Raw genomic sequence first — 19,477 nt, forward strand, 5'->3', positions numbered from 1 at the left:
CGCGCTGCTAACATGAGCGAGCGCAAATTTAGCGGCTTCATACCCGCTCATTTTCACAGCAGCACTATAATTCCAGTCAATAAAATTAATCAGGCACGACGTTCAGCGTGCCGTAGATACAGGACATCGACCGCGCCATGCAACAACAACATCATCCCTTGTTAAGTGCTTCCCTCGGTACACAGCGCGAAATCGTCAGCTTTCATTTCGGTACCGATTCCCAGCAACGCGTCTATATTCAGGCGGCACTGCACGGTGATGAACTGCCGGGTATGGCGGTGGCGTGGTATCTGAAACACAAGCTGCTGGCGCTGGAATCTGCCGGGCAGCTTAAATCCAAAATTACGCTGGTGCCGGTGGCAAATCCGCTGGCGATGGGTCAACACTGGCACGGCAGCCATTTGGGTCGATTCCATACGCTTTCAGGTCAGGATTTCAATCGCCGTTTCCCGGCATTAGGCGATACCCTGGCTGAAGAGTTGGCCGGTTCGTTGACGCAAAGCGAATATGAGAACAAACGGCTGATCCGTGATGCCATTGATCGCCACTATCGCGATCGCATTGCTCGTACCGAACTGGATGCGCAGCGCTTCACGCTAATGCGTATGGCCAGCCAGGCAGATTTGATGATTGATTTGCACTGCGACTGGGACGCATTGCCGCATCTGTATACCACGCCGCACGCATGGCAGGATATCGAGCCATTAGCGCGCTGGTTAGGCAGTGAAGTGCAACTGCTGGCGCAAATCTCCGGTGGCGAACCCTTTGATGAGGCCTGCTGTGAACCGTGGCTGACACTGGCTGAGCGATTTGGTGGTGAGTATCCAATGCCTCGTGGTTTGTTGCCAGTGACGCTGGAGTTACGTGGGGTTGCTGATGTTTCTCCCGAACAGGCGGAGAATGATGCAGATGCGATAATTAATGCGCTGATTGAAGGCGGCTATATAGCGGGTGACGTGGGTGAGTCACCTGCTCTGATCAACCCTGCAACGCCATTGGCAGGTTGTGAGTATATCCATGCTCCGCATTCAGGGCTGTTGTTGAATCGCCGTGAGTTGGGCGAATGGATCAAGCCGGGTGAAGTGGTGGCCGAGATTGTGGACCCAATTACCGACCAGGTCACGCCGCTGGTGGTGGAGTTTGGTGGGGTGCTGTATGCGCGGAATTTGATGAAGTTTGCTACGGCGGGAATGCTGGTGGTAAGGCTTGCGGGGGAAAATGCGGGCAGAGAGGGTGAGTTGTTGGTGGGGTAAAAAATTGAGGCTTCCCGAAGGAAGCCTCACAATTATTAGTCGAGCCACTCAGTGTGGAATACACCGTCTTTATCAATGCGCTTGTAAGTATGCGCACCGAAGTAGTCACGCTGAGCCTGAATCAGGTTAGCTGGAAGCACTTCTGAACGGTAGCTGTCGTAATAGGCAATTGCAGCAGAGAAGGTCGGAGTCGGGATGCCATTCTGGATTGCATAAGACACAACATCACGCAAAGCTTGCTGATATTCATCAGCGATGTTTTTGAAGTATGGATCCAGCAGCAGGTTAGCAATATCAGCATTGCTCGCATAAGCATCAGTGATTTTCTGCAAGAATTGAGCACGAATGATGCAGCCAGCACGGAAAATCTTAGCGATTTCACCGTAGTGCAGATCCCAGTTATTCTCTTCTGAAGCAGCACGAAGCTGAGAGAAGCCCTGCGCATAAGAAACGATTTTGCCCAGATACAGAGCACGACGCACTTTCTCAACAAACTCAGCTTTGTCACCGGTGAAAGCTTTAGCCTGAGGACCGCTAAGCACTTTAGAAGCTGCGACACGCTGCGTCTTCAAGGAAGACAGGTAACGAGCGAATACTGATTCGGTGATCAGTGACAGTGGCTCACCAAGGTCAAGAGAGCTCTGGCTGGTCCACTTACCGGTGCCCTTGTTAGCTGCTTCATCAAGGATCACATCAACCAGATATTTACCGTCTTCATCTTTCTTGGTGAAGATATCTTTGGTGATGTCGATCAAGTAGCTGCTCAGCTCACCGTTGTTCCAGTCAGTGAAAGTCTTAGCCAACTCTTCGTTGTTAAGACCCAGTGCACCTTTAAGCAGCGCATAAGCTTCTGCAATCAGCTGCATGTCACCGTATTCGATACCATTGTGAACCATCTTCACATAGTGACCGGCACCGTTTGGACCGATGTAAGCAACACAAGCTTCACCGTCTTCAGCACGCGCAGCTATTTTGTCCAAAATTGGGGCAACCAGCTCGTATGCCTCTTTCTGACCACCAGGCATGATGGAAGGACCTTTCAATGCTCCCTCTTCACCGCCGGAAACGCCGGTACCGATGAAGTTGAAGCCTTGGTCTGACAGTTCTTTGTTGCGACGAATGGTATCTTTATAGAAGGTGTTACCGCCATCGATCAGAATGTCACCTTTGTCGAGGTGAGGAGTCAGAGAAGCGATAGTTTTATCTGTCGCTTCCCCCGCCTGCACCATCAGCAGGATACGGCGTGGTTTTTCCAGCGATTCAACGAATTCTTCTACAGTGTAGAACGGAGCAAGTTTCTTGCCCTGGCTTTCAGCGATAACTTCATCAGTCTTTTCGCGCGAACGGTTGAAGATAGAAACAGTGTAACCGCGGCTCTCAATATTAAGAGCCAGATTACGGCCCATCACTGCCATACCTACAACGCCGATCTGTTGCTTGGACATTAAATACTCCTGTCTGTGGTCTCGCATGGTGTTACTAGTAACACCAGTTTGTAAGTGATCAGTATGTTAACTCAGGATAGCGGATTAAAGGTAATGAATGGTGCGGTAGAGCAGATGAAATCATCTCAATAAAAATCACACACTTAACAAGGATTCATAAAGTTTTGTATAGCTTTGAATCATTTTATCTGCCGTAAAGAGTGATTCAAAGCGCGCCAGCGCAGCGGCACCGTAGATCATAGACATGTCGGGATTATACCATATTTCATCCATCGCCTTTCTTAATGCTTCAGGATCGGATGGAGGGACGACTAAACCGGTGACTCGATCAATATTGATAAAGGTTGTTCCGGTTCCAATCTCACTGGAGATCAGCGGTTTGGAATAGAGTGCACCCTCGAGCAAAGAGATGCCGAAAGCCTCGGAACGTAAATGAGATGGAAAAACTAGACAGGTACATAACTGCAGCAATGCAGATTTTTCATTATCCTCCAGCGCACCCAGGAAATGGATATTGTCCACACCAAGTTGCTGTGCCTGTGCTTTCAGCTCAGCCTCAATCGGTCCTGCACCCACCACGACGATGGGATAACGGCTGTTTTTTGCCGCCTCAATTAAGATATGCAGACCTTTGTAATAACGAAACGTCCCAATAAACAGGAAGAAGCCATCCGGAAATCTTGTCTGCCATTTTTGCAAAACGGCAGGATCATAGTTTTGATAAAACTGTTTATCAAGACCGTATGGGATAACCTCAACTTTTTCTTTGAATTGCTGCAATACCGGGCTGCTTTCAACATAATTTGGTGATGCGGCAACAATCCGATCAACACTGGAAAGAAAACGATTCATTAACGGGGTATAGAGTTTTAGCAGCACCTTCTGCTTCACGATATCAGAATGGTAACTCACTACGGATGGCTTTTTAATACCTACAGCGAAATGCAAAAAGTCCATGAATGGGTATGGAAAATGGTAATGGATAATGTCCGCGTCCTGAGCAAGCTTACTGAATTCTTGTATGGCTGAATAAGAGAATGGGGTTGAAGCAAACTCACACTGCGTTTTTACCCGATGGATCTGATGGTTATCCAGTCTGTTTTTTTTATTTTCTAATTGGGGACTATGAGTAAAAACCACAGACTCAATGCCTGATTTAAAACCACCCTCTGCAAGCTGATAAATAACCTGCTCGATGCCACCAAAAGTATCAGGATAATAGGTTTTGTAACAGTGTAGAACTTTAATCATATATATTTTGCGACCTGCTCATAAGCTTCAATGGTTTTATCCGCACACAGTGACCATGAAAATTCTCGGGCACGCGCCAGTCCCGTAATAATCATACGGTGCTTTTCATCAGCGTTTTCAATCATCATATGGATGTAAGTCGTCAAAGCATCAATGCCGTCAGGTTCATGCATTAATGCTGCATCTCCAGCCACTTCGGGAAGCGAGGTTGCATTTGAGCAAATCACAGGCGTTCCTGATGCCATTGCTTCAAGTATCGGTAAGCCGAAACCTTCATAAATTGAAGGGAATAAAAAACTCGTCGCAGCACTGAATAAAAATGGCAGATCCTTACCAGGGACAAAACCTAGATATTTTAGCCACCCTTCTCTCTCGCCTTTATCAAAAAGCCTGAAGAGTTGTTCATTCTCCCAACCCTTATAACCACTAATGACTAACGGGAAGGCAGATTTTTCCTGAGCAGGCAGGCGATCATACGCCTGAAGCAGTGTCAGTATGTTCTTTCTTGGTTCAATCGTGCCGGTATAAAGAAAGAATCGCCGCCACTTAAGATTGTATTTTTCAAGAACTTGTTTTGTTTCTGCTTCATCACGAGGATGAAAATGTTCATTACAGGCCAGAGGTGCTACGGCAATCTTATTATCATCAATATCAAAGAAATTCATTAACTCATTCTTTGTGTAATAAGAGTCGGTAATCAACATAGACGCACGCGAAACGGTATTCCTTAACTCTTTTTGCATCAGATGAACACGGCCGGCAGGATGAAACTGTGGCCAGTGGAATACTGACAGGTCATGAAAGGTGGCAACACAATGCTTCGCGCGAGGAGGTAGATAATAGTTTGGGCTATGAAATATATGATTCTTAAAATTCCTCAACGCCATCATTTTCATTACCGGAAAAGTCAGGCGATATATTTCACTTACTATTTTGCTTCTTTGTAACTTACGCTTTAGAGATTGAACCGATTGAGCAGACTCACTCGCGACTGCCAGTGAGTCACGAGTCTTAGTGCCATGAAGAAACGTCAGCGCGACGTTTTCTCTCTCCTGAAGCTGTTTAGCAAGCTCAAACGCATAACGGCCAATACCGGTTAAAGGATATTTAATGCAGTCCGTAGAGTAAACGACGTTTATTGCTTTGCTTCCAGCATCCATTTTAGTGTATCTCTAAGAGGAATTTTAGACGAAGTCTCACCGACTAAGCTACTGAGCAAAGTGATATCGCCACAAAGTTCTTTGATTTCATTCGGCCGGACAAAATCAGGATTAACTTCAATCTTAATTTCATGGCCTATCAGGGATTGGCAGAGATCAATGACTTCCCTCAATGAATGCATTTTACCTGAAGCGACATTGACAGTCTGACCAGATGAGCGGGAATGAATTAACGCTGAGTAGCTTTTTACGATGTCACGCACGTCAGAAAAATCACGCCATACATCTATATTGCCCAGCTCAATGACGTCTTTTCTCTCACGAAAATGTTTGACGATTTTCGGGATCAGGAAATTTTCTGCCTGGCCGGCGCCGGTGTAATTGAATGGCCGGGTAATAATAATCGGCAGTTTTTCATAAAAAAGACTGGTCATGTACTCCATGGCCAGCTTACTTACCGCATAGTCATTTGCAGGTCTGGCAGGAACCGACTCTGCTAATTTTCCCGGTGTGTTATTACCGTAAACATTAGCACTGCTGGCGACCAAAACTGCATCCGGCATTTTTGCTGATTCGCTAAGAGCCTGTAAAAGATTACGTGTACCGCAAAGGTTAACACTATAGAACGCGTTCGGGTCAGCATGACCAACAAAAGCGATGGCTGCAAGATGAACAACAACGTCGGGCTGAATGCTGTCTACAGCATTTTTTACCTGTGCTGCATTCGTAAGATCAATCTGAAAATAGTGTGAGGAGTTCTGGGCAGGAGTTGAACCGAAACCATAAACTTTATATCCGGCAGCGGATAAATCCGCTGCCATATATTGGCCGGTAAAGCCCTTGATCCCAGTGATCAATGCTTTTTTGCCATTAGTCATATCAGAAGGAAAACCCTTGTTTATTGCGGCGCAGATCTTCTTCTACCATCATTGCGCACAATTCTTCGAGCGTGGTTTTTGGTTCCCAACCCAGAATGTCTTTCGCGCGCTGTGGATTACCAATTAGTAATTCTACTTCAGCAGGACGATAGAACTTAGGATTGACTTTAACCACCACTTTGTCCGTGGCGACATCGATGGCAACTTCCTGACTCTCTTTGCCTTTGAAACGTAGTTCAATGCCAGCTGCTTTGAACGCCATTGAAACGAAGTCACGGACTGTTTCAGTGCGGTTGGTTGCCAAGACAAATGTATCTGGCTCATCAGCCTGCAGCATACGCCACATGCCTTCAACATATTCCTTAGCAAAGCCCCAGTCACGCTTAGCGTCCATGTTACCTAACTCAAGCACATCCAGCTTACCGAGTTTAATTTTAGCTACTGAATCGGTGATTTTACGAGTCACAAACTCCTGCCCACGCAGGGGTGATTCGTGGTTAAACAGAATGCCGCTTGATGCGAAGATGTTATAGCTCTCACGGTAATTAATCGTCATCCAGTGGGCATACAATTTTGCAACGCCATACGGGCTACGCGGATAAAAAGGCGTGTCCTCTTTCTGCGGAATAGCTTGCACTTTACCAAACATCTCTGAAGTCGAAGCCTGATAAAAGCGAATTTTAGGGTTAACAATACGAATAGCTTCTAACAGATTTACTGGGCCAATACCTGTGATTTCAGCAGTGGTCAGCGGCTGGTCAAAAGAAACACCTACAAAGCTCTGAGCTGCGAGGTTATAGACTTCAGTTGCTTTGCTTACCTGAAGTAAACGAATGCTTGATGAAAGGTCAGTCAGATCATATTCGACCAGATGAAGATTGGGGTTATTTTTAATTCCTAACTCTTCAATGCGCCAGAAGTTTACTGAGCTGGTGCGGCGATAGGTGCCAAATACTTTGTAACCTTTTTCGAGCAATAACTCGGCTAAATAAGCGCCATCCTGACCGGTAATACCTGTAATAACTGCCGTATTCATACTTACTCCTAATAAAAATATTCAGTTTTACTTTACTAATGGAAGCTGTTGCAGTAATTGTACTGTACTTTCCCTCCATGTACACCAGTTAATATTTCTTGAATCAGGAATAGTGCCATTTCTCTCCATTTCCATCCAATCTTTGAGTGTTAAATGAACACAGTCAGGATCATTTCCACTAAAATAAAATGCGTTGTCACCTGCAATCTCACGTAACACAGGTATATCACGAGCGATGATTGGCAATTCTTGCTGAGCTGCCTCTATGATAGGTAATCCAAAACCCTCCGCATAGGACGCTACAATAAGGGCATTAGTTTCAGCATATAATTCTGAAAGGAAGTCGTCACCAATATTATTCAACCAATGCAAATTCCGGTCTTTTTGTGCGTGATTTTCAATTCTTTCAACAAGATGATCTACTCCCCACCCCTTTTTTCCCACAATAACAAGATTACAAGATATACCATCATTCCATAACTTTTCAAAAGCAAGAAGAACCTGCTCATGTCCTTTGCGAGGTTCAACAGTACTTACCATAAGAAAAGTAGGCTGTACTTTTAATTTCCTTAAGAGTTCGGCCGCATTATCTGGCCGGCAAGTAAATGGTTTACTTGCGGAAATATCAGCACCTAAATGAAAATACTTCAATTTAAGATAAGGATTTCTAGAGATTGTATCGATATGCTCATTTAAATAAGCATCTACTTCTTGTGCAACACTATTCGATATACAAACCAGACCATCAGAATTTTCAGCAATCGATTTTAACCAGATTGGAAATGCCATACGAACATTCACATCTGTCCATCCAGGATGCAATAAAGGAATTATGTCGTAAACCACATAGTAAACAAAAGCACCACTCTTTCGAATTGTATTAATTTGATTATTTAAATATGGGAATAAATGTGCCGTCAAGTCTAAACCGAGCAGTATATCGTCTTTACTGAAAAGAACAGGTTCATCAACGCCATAATTGATATCATAATTATCTTTTAAATAATCATTTGCATAGTGAAATAATTCACCCATTCTGCAGTAAACAGGGCGAATGGTGTAACCCTCACATCCGGAGTTAATAAGATTTGATAATACACTTCTAACTACTCGTTGTATCCCGGTTCTTGCATCATGCTGAACCAATACAGAAATATCTACTAATATTTTACGCTCATGGGTTTGGAAACTATTTTTTGCCAGAGCCCATGCCGTTCCCAATAAATCAACGTCTTCCGTTAACTGTGAGGAACTGTTATGAATTCTTTCTATAGCCTCATTTATCGAGTTGTTAGTCGGGCCTTTGACGGTTTTAACTTTGTTTAAACTTTTTTCAAAAGCATCTATGGCAATTTGTGCCGAAATGTCCCATGAAAATTCCAAAGCCTGTTTTTTTGCATTAGCAACTAATGCAATACGAAATTCGTCGTCAATTAGTGCCTTTTGCATTAAGTTTGCAATATCATTAACATTTCGCGGATCAAACATAGCTTCCTGCCATCCCATAACTTCTGGCAGGCTTGTAGTGTTTGAAGTTATGGTTGCAGCGCCACAAGACATAGCTTCGAGTGGCGGCAATCCAAATCCCTCATGGATCGAGGGAAAAACAAAAAGTTTGCAAATATTATATAACGCAACAAGATCATTATCAGGTATGAAACCTGTGAACGCTATATCTTCATCATTTAGACCATGCTTATGCGCGATAATGAGCAACCGCTCTTTATCGTGTTGTTTTATCTGACAAGCCAGCACTAAGGTATGACTTTTCCTTACATCTGAGTCAAGTAGGCTAAAAGCATGAATTAACGCCTCAATATTTTTTCGCGGCTCCAGTACGCCGATAGTCATAACAAAGTCTTTATGAATATTATACTTTTGGTATAACTCATTCTTTTCATTGTTAGTAATTTTTATTTTTTTAAAATGAGAATCAACTGCTGACGAAATATTAATGACTTTTTCTGGACTGATTTTTGTATTAGATCGAAACTCATTTGCTGCAGAGCCTGAAATTGCAAGCAGCCCATCTGCGTGTTCAAGCTCAACAAGTTTGTTCATGTAGAAATTTTTAAAACTCTCATCTACAAGGTATACATCTTTATTCAACAAAGGTATTAAATCATAAACAATTGAAAACTGTTTAGGCCCATTATTTTCATCTGTAATTGACACTACAAAATCATCTACAAAACCTTCGCTGAAGCTAGTATTACAAATAACATCAGGATTAATGTTTTCAATTGCTAGATTGCGGCAAATTTTTGCGGCATTATTTCTGGCGTGATTGTTATTATCGTGATACGCCAGTGGACTAGTTGCGGAGAAAATATATATGTTTTCATCAGCTATAAGACCTTTAAATTCATTCCGGACAGTATTGATGATATCAATAGAATAAAGGCCGTTTAGTAAAATGCTTACTTTATGCCGGGAAGGATTATTTACAACTGCTTTAACCAGAGACAATGAATAACGCCCTATGCCACGAAGCCGACTTTCAGATTGGCAGCTTTGCATATCAAATAAAATGTGCAAAGTTATACTCCTTTAATATTAATTTATATTTTAACGTTTTAACTTAGAGTAAATATCTTTAACTAGTGCAGGCAACTGACTGTTATCGGCTTGAGATATAATGACATCTTCATTGGCAACTACAGTTTCATTTTCATCACCTGCTTTTCTATATTTAATGCGCTGATGCAATTTAAACAAAGTGTCATAGAGCTTTATCTTTATTGCAAACGAGATTATCTTTGTTTTTAAACGTGGCCTTTCATTAATGTATGAATAACATTTCAATACAGTCCTTACAATTATTTTCCTAGACAATGAATTGAATGAATTATTACGTATAGCTTTTACATATCTGCCGGTATTGCGCCAACCGGCCGTGATTCGCCATGAACTACTGTGTGTCATTGCTGCTATATGAGCATGCAGGCGAGCATTCTCATTCACCTGTGAATCATACTTGTGCTGTAGATCTTGGATTGTTCCAATAAGCTTTTCTTCAGAAACAGATGAAGAGTGTTCACTGTTACTTTTATCCTGGCTCTTTTTTAACTCAATTAGAGATAATTCAAAGCTTTTTCTAAAACTGTTAACGCTTTCTACATTTTCATTAAATCTGGTTTCGAATTTTAATTCTAGTGTATTTACTAGCTCTTCAAAATTGGAAATAAGAATTTCTGTTTTTTTGTTATTAAGCTCTAACTCAACTTCTAAATCATGTAACTTATTATCAATTGAACCTTCAATGTGATTTTCGACCTGAGTAATTTTCGAATGATTTGCATCATTTTCTGCTAATAGCTTATAGATATACGACTGATTGTTCATCAATAGTTTTTCTTGGGCCCTGATCCACTCATCAGTGCCACCCAGATTATCCTTAAGCTTAGGGAGTTCGTTTCTTTTATTAAAGAGATCAAGTAATAAACGGAATGTCCATTCTTGAACTGGCTTTATCCAAAATTGATGTAGCCAATTTTCATATTTTGCAGGGAGGTTAAAAGGACTTATTGATGCTGAACGCAACAGACCTTCAGAGATTTCAGTAGGAATTAAAATCTCTTTAAGAAATATATTAAATGCGAGAAATATATTATCAGGCCACACACAATCCTTTTTTTCTCTAGAAATTGATCCATAATCAATCAAGTTAACTCTGTTTTTTTCATTAACCAGAATATTCCATGACCGAATATCATCGTGGTAGTATCCGTTCTCTTCAAGTACAACTAGCTGTTCTAGTAAATTTTGGATTATCTTGTCTAAATCTATGTCTTCACTTTTAACCAGAACGTCAGAAAGAAGATCACCTTTGATACGCTCCATAACAACCCAGCCGTTATTTTTACTTGTGCCACTATTTATCAATTGCGGCGCTGAAAAACCAGCAGGGGTTGAACTGAGAAACTCTATTTCTTGAACGAGCTCTTTCCTACTACGATCTTTCTCAAATGAAGATAAATTAGCCTTATTGAAATTGTAGAATTTGCAAACTATATCAGCATTGAAATAGTATCTTCGACTATTTTCATGAACTTCGACGTCTGTATTGTAAGGTACATTTGAAGAAAATGTAAATTCTTGACAATAATTATTTAGTAATAGGTGATTATTGCTAACCACATACATTGGTCTAATTACTGATGATAAATGAGTTTGATATTCAGCAATAATTCTATAAAATTTGCAATTTTCAATTAATTCTTCGGGTTGATCTGGGAGGGATGGTCCCCAATAAAGTGGTTCCTCTCTCAACGCAAGTTCAAGTATCATTGCATGGACTGAGTTTGCCAATTTTGATAGTAAATTTCTGACTTTTTCAATGCCATGTTCATGGACTAAGTGGTGGAATACGCTTAAACCTATTACCAAATCATAATCTCTGGGCTCAATGTTTTCAATAACATCTTCTATGCGCCCCGTATCAAATTCAACATTTAAACTTTCATTTTCTTCAGCTAACTTACGGCAAACATCTATATTTTTATCTAGAAAATCAATACCTTTAACTGTGGCTCCCTTATTTGCAAGAGTCAGACTAAAAAAGCCTTGAGCACAACCGAGATCCAATACTTTTAACGGACGCCCTAATTTGTTAGAGAGAGTTGTGTAAACTTCATAAATAACATCAAGTCGCTCGTTACAATTACGAGAAACGTTACTATCCCACTCAGGATGGCCGAAAATTGTTTGATAGACTTCAGGTAATGCTGTTATCAGGTCGTGCAAAGTGTTATTCATGCTTAAAACTTACCTTTTGTCATAGCTTTTGAAAGATGATTTAAGATCGATAATCCCCCAAAATTGCATGGATTTACTCACATGAATGATTATTGAATCATATCGACGATCTAACGGAATCATTTCAAGTTCGGGATTACCTGACGAAACGCCAAATGAAATTAAATATTGCCCTTCATTTAAATTCATCGGAAATGTAAACCTGTATATTCTGACATCACCTTTCCTGACAGAAATATTTTCTTTACCCTCAGAAGCTAAAAAGGAATTAGTACCATACAAAAAGAGGCCATCTAACGTTTTAATTAAGAATCCTGGGACAATATTTTCATAGTCATTTTCGAAAATCGTCTTAAAATAAAAATCAGTTTCTTCATTACTTATAATATTCGAAGGGAAGCTTTTACCTTTAATTTGAATGTCATAATCTATAATTTTTGCTCCACCCTGTCCCCAACGATATTCTTCATGACGATATCCTGGGCGAGTATGAAAAATATCATTGTCGGCTTCACCCGCAAGACTGAGATTTATTGAGATGTCATTGTTAAGAGCTTCAGTTTTTTCAATTACTGATTTTCCAAAAAGCTCATCAAGATAGCGATTTGTCACTTCACGTGCAGATGCATCCATAGCAATTTCACCATTTTTCAGGAATATGGCACGATCACAATGTCTAACAATATCACCCGCGCTATGTGATACTAATAAAAGAGTTGTACCTTGTGACTTGAAATCAGCAATACGTGAATAACATTTTGCCTGAAACCTTGAGTCGCCCACTGATAGAGCCTCATCAACAATCAATATATCCGGTCTCGAGGATGTGGCGACAGCAAAGGCTAGTCTCATTTGCATACCACTTGAATAAATGCGAACCGGTTGGTCGATATAAGCACCTATATCAGCAAATTTTTCAATATCTGGCAATAAATCTGAAATTTCATCCCGACTTAATCCCATCATCAAACCAGACATAAATACATTCTGCCTGCCAGTAAAATCGGGGTGAAAACCCATTCCTAATTCAAGTAATGCTGCAACCCGCCCGGATATAGAAATTGTACCAAGCGTTGGCTTAGTAGTACCGGTTAATAATTTTAATAGCGTGCTTTTCCCAGCACCATTAACACCTACAATCCCAACAGACTCACCGGGTACTACATCAAATGAAATATTTTTCAGAACCCACTTTTTTTCATGGAGGGGATTACTTTCAGGAAGAAATTTTTCAATCACCCGACTCCATTTAGATGAGTAAAACTTATATGCTTTTGATAAATTTTTTACAGAAATACTTTTAATCATAATTCATCCACAATATCAGCAGCATGTTTTCTAAACATGACCCATCCCAATATAAATAGGGTGATTGAAATTATTGTTATTGGCCACAGAGTTATCCACTCTGGTGGTTGTTTATAAACAAAGATACTGTGATAAGCTTTGATTATTGTTGCCATTGGATTATATGCTAAAGCACCCTGAACCCATTCAGGTAATGTGTCACTTACATAAACAATTGGCGTAAACCAAAACCAGAACTGTAATAAAATTGACGTTAGTTGTCCCACATCTCTCACGAATACATTCATTACACCTAAAATGATCCCCAAGCCTACTGTAAAAATCATTTGAAGGATTAATACAGGCAACATACTAAAGATCACCATTCCTGGAAAGTTGTCTGTTAAAATTAGAAATATTAAAAAGAGTGTGAATATAATTAGAAAATTCAGTATCGAAGAGCATGTTACAATAATGGGAAGACATATACGTGGGAAACTTAATTTCTTTAGTATATTAGAATTGCTCAAAAAAACATTAATCAATCCGTTAAGTGTTTCTGCAAACAGCCCCCATGTTAAAACACCTGAGCATAAATATATACTATATGCATAAGGTGATGACATGCCCGAAAGCCTGGCACGCATGAGTTCAGAAAAAACTAATGTATAGACCGAAATCATGGCGACCGGTTGTAGCACAAGCCATATCGCTCCCAGGAAACTGCTTTGATAGCGCGATTGGAAATCGCGCTTAATACTATCAAAAATAAATCCGCGGTATCGATTTATTCCAGTTAATAAACCATTAATCATGAGTTATTCACCATTTAAAGCATCAATCAGCTCAGCAGTTTTTTCTTTCATCAATTCTGTACTTTCCACAGTTTCAACGTTAAGCCTCACGAGTGGCTCTGTATTTGAAGTTCTCAAATTGAAGCGCCATGTTGAGAACTCAATACTGATCCCATCAGTCGTATCAGCTTCTGCTCCCTGTTGAGTGTAGCGTTGCTTTATTTTCTCAATCTTTTCTTTCGCATTAGCAACTTTAGAGTTGATCTCACCACTACAAGGAAACGCTTTCATTCTTTCCGAAACTAGTCCGGAGAGCGTCTCCCCTTTCACTGCCAGTAGTTCAGCCACCAGTAACCACGGTATCATGCCGCTGTCGCAGTAAGCGAAGTCACGGAAGTAGTGGTGCGCACTCATCTCGCCACCATAGACTGCATCTTCTTCGCGCATGCGCTCTTTGATGAAGGCATGCCCGGTTTTAGACATGACTGGAATACCACCTGCACGGGTCACAACATCAATGGTGTTCCAGGTCAGACGCGGATCGTGAATGATTTTCGCACCCGTTTCTTTTTTCAGGAATGCTTGAGCCAGCAGCCCGACAATGTAATAGCCTTCAATGAACTCTGCATTCTCATCAAACAGGAAACAGCGGTCAAAATCCCCGTCAAAGGCAATACCCATATCCGCATGATGCTCACGCACCGCATCGGAGGTGTCTTTACGACACTCAGGCAGCAGCGGATTTGGGATCCCGTTCGGGAAGTTGCCATCTGCTTCATGATGCACTTTGATGAACGACACAGGTGCATTCGCCTGATTAAAGCGTTTTTCAATCTCATCAATGATATGACCTGCAGCACCATTACCTGAGTTGATGACAAGCTTCATCGGTTTAGTGAAATTATTCAAGTCGATGTAGCCCATCAGATGATCGACATATGCATCCAGCACAGAAATTTGCTTATAACTTCCCCGTTTGCCATCTTCAACCGGAGCAAAGTCATTCGCTTCCGCCAGTCGCTGAACGTCGCGCAGGCCAGTGTCACCGCTTACCGGGCGCGCTCCTTCGCGTACCAGTTTCATCCCGTTGTAATTCATCGGGTTGTGGCTGGCAGTCACTTCAATGCCGCCATCAATGCCTAAATGAAAGGTAGCGAAATAGATCTCTTCTGTTCCGCTCATACCGATATCGAGCACATCAGTGCCCGCATCGCGCAATCCATCGGCCAATGCCCGCTTTAATGACTCGCTGGTCAGTCGGACATCGCCACCCACCACAATCGTTTTTGGCCGGACAAATTCACCGTAGGCGCGGCCAATGCGGTAGGCAATATCTTCGTTCAGTTCCGTGCCTAACTCACCGCGGATGTCATAAGCTTTAAAACAGGTCAGTGCTGCCATGATTTTGTCAGTCCTTACTTAAATGCAAGCTGTTGTTTAATCGAAATGAGGTCGTCATCACCAAGGTATGAACCAGACTGGATTTCCAATAGCTCCAACGGAATTTTGCCAGGGTTTTCCAACGTGTGCTGGTGACCAATAGGGATGAAAGTTGATTGGTTTTCGGTTAACAGCAGTGTCTTGTCCTGAATCGTCACCTTCGCGGTACCAGACAAAATCACCCAGTGTTCAGTGCGATGGTAATGCATCTGTAATTCGAAGGATTCACCCGGTTTTACCGTGATACGGTTTACGTTAAAGCGTCCGGTATTAACAATCAGATCGCAACGACCCCATGGCCAATAGGTTTCACGGTGGCGACGATATTCGCTACGACATTCTGATTTCAGGAATTCAACCACACGCTTAACGTCCTGCACCTGATCTTTACGGGCAACTAATACGGCGTCTTTGGTGTTTACGATTACGAGGTCTTCAACACCAATAGCCGCAACCAACTGATCTTCACTGTTGATATAGCAATTTTTAGTGTTATGCAGGAAAGTGTCGCCCTTGAGTGAGTTACCCGCAGCATCCTTCTCATTGACTTCCCACAGCGCTGACCATGAACCTACATCACTCCAACCTGCATCCAGTGGCACAACTACTGCAGCATCTGTTTGTTCCATTACCGCGTAATCCACGGATTCATCTGGGCAGGCGATAAAATCATCTTTATCGATGCTGATGAAGTCACTGCCTTCTTTAACGTTTGCCATTGCGCGCTGACAGGCTTCAAGAATATCAGGGCGAAATTTTTCCAACTCTTGCAGATAACGTTTTGCGCGGAACATAAACATGCCGCTGTTCCAGTAATATTCACCGGAGGAAAGGTAATCTTCTGCTGTTTTAAGATTCGGTTTTTCTACAAAGCGTTGTACGCCGAATGGGGCGTTCAAATCATCTGAAATCTGACTTCCACGATGAATGTAACCATAACCTGTCTCAGGACCTGTCGGCACGATACCGAAGGTGACTAAATGGCCTTGCTTGGCATATTTAGTCGCAATAGTAATTGCCTGATGGAATGCTGCACGATTTTCAATTACATGGTCTGCAGCCAACACCAGCAGAACAGGATCATCCCCCTGCTCAATCGCATTCAGCGCAGCGAGAGCTATGGCCGGAGCAGTGTTACGTCCCACCGGTTCAAGGATGATATTGTGAGAGAGCTTGTTGATTTGGCGAAGTTGTTCAGCGACCAGGAAGCGATGCTCTTCGTTACAAATAACCAATGGTGCGCGCGCTTCTACACCCGTCAAACGGTTGACAGTTTCCTGCAGCATCGAGTGCTGCCCATGCAAACTGATGAACTGCTTAGGATACAGTTCGCGTGAAAGGGGCCACAAACGACTGCCGGTTCCTCCGGCCATAATTACGGGAAGTAACATTCCACAACCTCTAATGTGTCATTTTAACTGCTATATCATTTTTGAGCGGGTTATTTTTTCATCGGAGATAAAAAACAGCCACGCTACCGCCCTTGGCTTGCAGCAACCAATATGCTGTGTAACAAGTCAATTTTATGTGCTCCGCCGCCTTCATAGGAAACGGTTAATTATTCGTCAGGCTTCAGCTATCTCCAAAGCCACTGCAAATAATACATTTTGTGCTGACGAAATAACATGGTTATTGTCTTAAGGGGGTGCTATCAATGTTTTAATCACTTAATCGCTTCGCTTAAATACAACTCATTGACCCGATTGAATATAGTTGCTTTTTCTGATAAATAGAGCTCGAATTTGCTTTAGGGACAAACAACGGCATATGCAACTCGGACGTTGATCTTGTTTCCCGGGGTTTAGGAATAATCTGTGCCTAAAATCACGCCGTTGATTAAAAAATAAACAGCCTGATATTAGTAAATTTAGCCATAAAAAAACCCGGCAGATGCCGGGTTTTGATCAATTCAGTGAGGATTACTTAAACCCATCCGGGTTCTTACTCTGCCAGTTCCACGTGTCGCGCATCATCGCATCGATCCCACGCGTCACTCGCCAGTCCAGCTCGGTATTCGCCAGACTTGCATCCGCCCAGAACGCCGGCAGATCGCCATCACGACGCGGCTTAAACTCAAACGGAATCGCCTTACCAGAAGCCTTCTCGAACGCCTTAATCATTTCCAGCACGGAGAAACCTACTCCGCCGCCAAGATTATACGCCTTGTAACCGGTGACTTTCGACAGATGATCCAGCGCCTTCAGGTGGCCTTCGGCCAAATCCACCACGTGGATGTAGTCGCGCTGAGCGGTGCCGTCTGGCGTGTCATAGTCATCACCAAACACGCCCAGCTTCTCCAGGCGACCAATCGCCACCTGCGCGATATACGGCAGCAGGTTGTTAGGAATACCGGTTGGGTCTTCACCAATCTCGCCAGACTCATGCGCGCCTACCGGGTTAAAGTAGCGCAGCGCGATAGCTTTGAAATTTGGGTCTGCTTTGGCGAAATCGCGCATCACGAATTCGATCATCAGCTTAGAGGTGCCGTATGGGCTGGTGGTGCCACCGATTGGCGTGGTTTCCACGTAAGGAACCGGTGCATCGGCGCCGTATACGGTCGCTGAAGAGCTGAAAATGAAGTTCCACACGCCTGCAGCACGCATCTCTTCCAGCAGCACCACGGTACCCGCCACATTGTTCTCGTAGTATTCCAGCGGCATGCGGGTCGATTCACCTACGGCTTTCAACGCCGCGAAGTGAATCACTGCAGAGATGTCGTTGGCCGCAAACAAGTCACGCAGGCAAGCGCGATCGCGGATGTCGCCTTCAACGAACACCGCTTTCTTGCCAGACAGCTTCTCCACGCGATTGACGGCTTCGCGCGAAGCATTGCAAAGGTTATCCAGGACCACAACGTCGTCGCCGCGCTCTAACAGAGCCAGCACCGTATGGGAGCCGATGTACCCTGCTCCGCCCGTTACCAAAATAGCCATGTGTACTCCTTTAAACCGCGCAAGCGGCGCGGCATGAGAATGGATTATTTCGCCAGGATTTTCTGGATAGCTTCACGGAAATCACGGCCCTGCGCGTTGTTACGCAGACCGTAAGAAACGAATGCCTGCATGTAGCCCATTTTTTTACCACAGTCGAAGCTGGTACCGGTCAGCAGTTGTGCATCTACCGGTTTTTTCTTGCTGAGTGAGGCGATGGCATCGGTCAGCTGAATACGACCCCAAGCGCCTGGCTCGGTATTTTCCAGCTCTTGCCAGATATCCGCAGAGAGCACATAACGACCAACCGCAGTCAGGTCTGAATCCAGCTGGCCCGCTTCTGGCTTTTCAATGATGTTGGTGATGGTGCTGATGTCACCTGGGTTATCAATTGGCGCTTCGGTGGTCAGAACACCGTATTCGGTCAGGTCTTCACCCGGCATGTGTTTCGCCAGTACCTGTGAGTGCCCGGTTTCTTCGAAGCGTGCGACCATTGCGGCGAGGTTGTAGCGCAGGTGGTCAGCGGTTGAGTCATCCAGCAGCACGTCTGGCAGTACCACCACGAACGGGTTATCACCGATCATTGGACGTGCACACAGCACTGAGTGGCCGAGGCCCAACGGGTTCGCCTGACGCACGTTCATAATGGTTACGCCAGGAGGACAGATTGATTGCACTTCGCTCAGCAGCTGACGTTTTACGCGCGCTTCAAGCAGCGCTTCCAGCTCATAAGTGGTGTCGAAGTGGTTTTCCACTGCATTTTTGGAAGCATGGGTGACCAGCACAATCTCCTTGATGCCCGCCGCTACGCACTCGTCAACGATGTATTGAATCATTGGTTTGTCGACGATAGGCAGCATCTCTTTCGGGATGGCTTTCGTTGCAGGGAGCATATGCATACCGAGACCCGCAACCGGGATTACTGCTTTAAGCTTGGTCATATTTATTCCATTTCATGAAGTGAATACGTGGGGTCGATTATGCAGGATCGGCCGGTGCAGCAAGTATAATCTTTATCTGAAAATCCGGCACTAACTCTCTGTCACCACATCAAAAATCGCCAAAATGGCGGGCTGCCGCTTCGCCTGACCGAAGCAGAATGGAGGCGCTAAACCGCTGAAAAACAGTGGGAGGTCAATGGAAAAGTGGCAGAGGTTAAGACCAGTGGTTTACAGAATGAGTTCAGCGGGATTTTATCGTGGTGCGTGCGGGTAGACTGCGCCATAAATGGCGTAATGCTTGTCA

Annotated in this window: 14 protein-coding genes; 1 reads left to right on the top strand and 13 read right to left on the bottom strand. The window is 43.4% G+C overall.

The window, feature by feature from the left end:
- Positions 1–137: 137 nt before the first annotated feature.
- The gene (locus VH86_RS06550) at positions 138–1,253 is read left to right on the top strand and encodes a succinylglutamate desuccinylase/aspartoacylase family protein (protein ID WP_045832306.1); all 1,116 of its coding nucleotides are present in this window, start codon (positions 138–140) and stop codon (positions 1,251–1,253) included.
- A 35-nt stretch (positions 1,254–1,288) separates the two neighbouring features.
- Here the strand turns inward: VH86_RS06550 and gndA are convergent, their stop codons facing one another.
- From gndA to galF, 13 genes are all read right to left on the bottom strand, one after another.
- Positions 1,289–2,698: an NADP-dependent phosphogluconate dehydrogenase gene (gndA, locus tag VH86_RS06555; RefSeq protein WP_045832307.1), complete on the bottom strand. Its 1,410-nt coding sequence runs from the start codon at positions 2,696–2,698 to the stop codon at positions 1,289–1,291.
- A gap of 135 nt (positions 2,699–2,833) precedes the next feature.
- Entirely contained in the window at positions 2,834–3,949 is a 1,116-nt protein-coding gene (locus VH86_RS06560) for a glycosyltransferase family 4 protein (protein WP_045832308.1), read from the bottom strand.
- Complete coding sequence (locus tag VH86_RS06565; RefSeq protein ID WP_082082829.1) at positions 3,946–5,109, bottom strand: glycosyltransferase family 1 protein; 1,164 nt, start codon at positions 5,107–5,109, stop codon at positions 3,946–3,948. Before VH86_RS06565 ends, VH86_RS06560 begins: the two co-directional genes overlap by 4 nt.
- A complete protein-coding gene (locus VH86_RS06570; RefSeq protein WP_045832309.1) occupies positions 5,085–5,987 on the bottom strand; it encodes a GDP-mannose 4,6-dehydratase in 903 nt (300 codons plus the stop codon). The genes VH86_RS06565 and VH86_RS06570 overlap by 25 nt, the downstream gene beginning before the upstream one ends.
- Position 5,988: 1 nt before the next feature.
- On the bottom strand, positions 5,989–7,023 hold the full coding sequence (gene gmd, locus VH86_RS06575) for a GDP-mannose 4,6-dehydratase (protein ID WP_045832310.1): 1,035 nt from the start codon (positions 7,021–7,023) through the stop codon (positions 5,989–5,991).
- A gap of 27 nt (positions 7,024–7,050) precedes the next feature.
- Entirely contained in the window at positions 7,051–9,561 is a 2,511-nt protein-coding gene (locus VH86_RS06580; protein WP_045832311.1) for a glycosyltransferase family 1 protein, read from the bottom strand.
- Positions 9,562–9,591: 30 nt separating this feature from the next.
- On the bottom strand, positions 9,592–11,781 hold the full coding sequence (locus tag VH86_RS24675) for a methyltransferase domain-containing protein (RefSeq protein WP_052696562.1): 2,190 nt from the start codon (positions 11,779–11,781) through the stop codon (positions 9,592–9,594).
- Positions 11,782–11,790: 9 nt separating this feature from the next.
- Positions 11,791–13,089, bottom strand: a complete 1,299-nt coding sequence (locus VH86_RS06590; protein ID WP_045832312.1) for an ABC transporter ATP-binding protein — start codon at positions 13,087–13,089, stop codon at positions 11,791–11,793.
- The gene (locus VH86_RS06595; protein ID WP_045832313.1) at positions 13,086–13,883 is read right to left on the bottom strand and encodes an ABC transporter permease; all 798 of its coding nucleotides are present in this window, start codon (positions 13,881–13,883) and stop codon (positions 13,086–13,088) included. Before VH86_RS06595 ends, VH86_RS06590 begins: the two co-directional genes overlap by 4 nt.
- Positions 13,884–13,886: 3 nt before the next feature.
- A complete protein-coding gene (gene cpsG / locus VH86_RS06600; RefSeq protein ID WP_045832314.1) occupies positions 13,887–15,263 on the bottom strand; it encodes a phosphomannomutase CpsG in 1,377 nt (458 codons plus the stop codon).
- A 14-nt stretch (positions 15,264–15,277) separates the two neighbouring features.
- Positions 15,278–16,693: a mannose-1-phosphate guanylyltransferase/mannose-6-phosphate isomerase gene (locus tag VH86_RS06605; RefSeq protein WP_045832315.1), complete on the bottom strand. Its 1,416-nt coding sequence runs from the start codon at positions 16,691–16,693 to the stop codon at positions 15,278–15,280.
- 528 nt (positions 16,694–17,221) lie between these two features.
- Complete coding sequence (gene galE, locus VH86_RS06610) at positions 17,222–18,235, bottom strand: UDP-glucose 4-epimerase GalE (RefSeq protein WP_045832316.1); 1,014 nt, start codon at positions 18,233–18,235, stop codon at positions 17,222–17,224.
- A 44-nt stretch (positions 18,236–18,279) separates the two neighbouring features.
- Complete coding sequence (gene galF / locus VH86_RS06615; protein ID WP_038645967.1) at positions 18,280–19,173, bottom strand: UTP--glucose-1-phosphate uridylyltransferase GalF; 894 nt, start codon at positions 19,171–19,173, stop codon at positions 18,280–18,282.
- Positions 19,174–19,477 lie beyond the last annotated feature (304 nt).

Origin of the sequence: Pantoea sp. BL1, assembly GCF_000963985.1 — a bacterium.
Lineage (GTDB): Bacteria > Pseudomonadota > Gammaproteobacteria > Enterobacterales > Enterobacteriaceae > Pantoea > Pantoea rwandensis_B.

Coding starts and splice junctions, on each gene's coding strand:
- VH86_RS06590 (WP_045832312.1), bottom strand. CDS start 13,089: ATGATTAAAAGTATTTCTGTAAAAAATTTATCAAAAGCATATAAGTTT.
- cpsG (WP_045832314.1), bottom strand. CDS start 15,263: ATGGCAGCACTGACCTGTTTTAAAGCTTATGACATCCGCGGTGAGTTA.
- VH86_RS06605 (WP_045832315.1), bottom strand. CDS start 16,693: ATGTTACTTCCCGTAATTATGGCCGGAGGAACCGGCAGTCGTTTGTGG.
- galF (WP_038645967.1), bottom strand. CDS start 19,173: ATGACCAAGCTTAAAGCAGTAATCCCGGTTGCGGGTCTCGGTATGCAT.
- VH86_RS06570 (WP_045832309.1), bottom strand. CDS start 5,987: ATGACTAATGGCAAAAAAGCATTGATCACTGGGATCAAGGGCTTTACC.
- VH86_RS06565 (WP_082082829.1), bottom strand. CDS start 5,109: ATGGATGCTGGAAGCAAAGCAATAAACGTCGTTTACTCTACGGACTGC.
- VH86_RS06595 (WP_045832313.1), bottom strand. CDS start 13,883: ATGATTAATGGTTTATTAACTGGAATAAATCGATACCGCGGATTTATT.
- VH86_RS06550 (WP_045832306.1), top strand. CDS start 138: ATGCAACAACAACATCATCCCTTGTTAAGTGCTTCCCTCGGTACACAG.
- VH86_RS06560 (WP_045832308.1), bottom strand. CDS start 3,949: ATGATTAAAGTTCTACACTGTTACAAAACCTATTATCCTGATACTTTT.
- galE (WP_045832316.1), bottom strand. CDS start 18,235: ATGGCTATTTTGGTAACGGGCGGAGCAGGGTACATCGGCTCCCATACG.
- VH86_RS24675 (WP_052696562.1), bottom strand. CDS start 11,781: ATGAATAACACTTTGCACGACCTGATAACAGCATTACCTGAAGTCTAT.
- gmd (WP_045832310.1), bottom strand. CDS start 7,023: ATGAATACGGCAGTTATTACAGGTATTACCGGTCAGGATGGCGCTTAT.
- gndA (WP_045832307.1), bottom strand. CDS start 2,698: ATGTCCAAGCAACAGATCGGCGTTGTAGGTATGGCAGTGATGGGCCGT.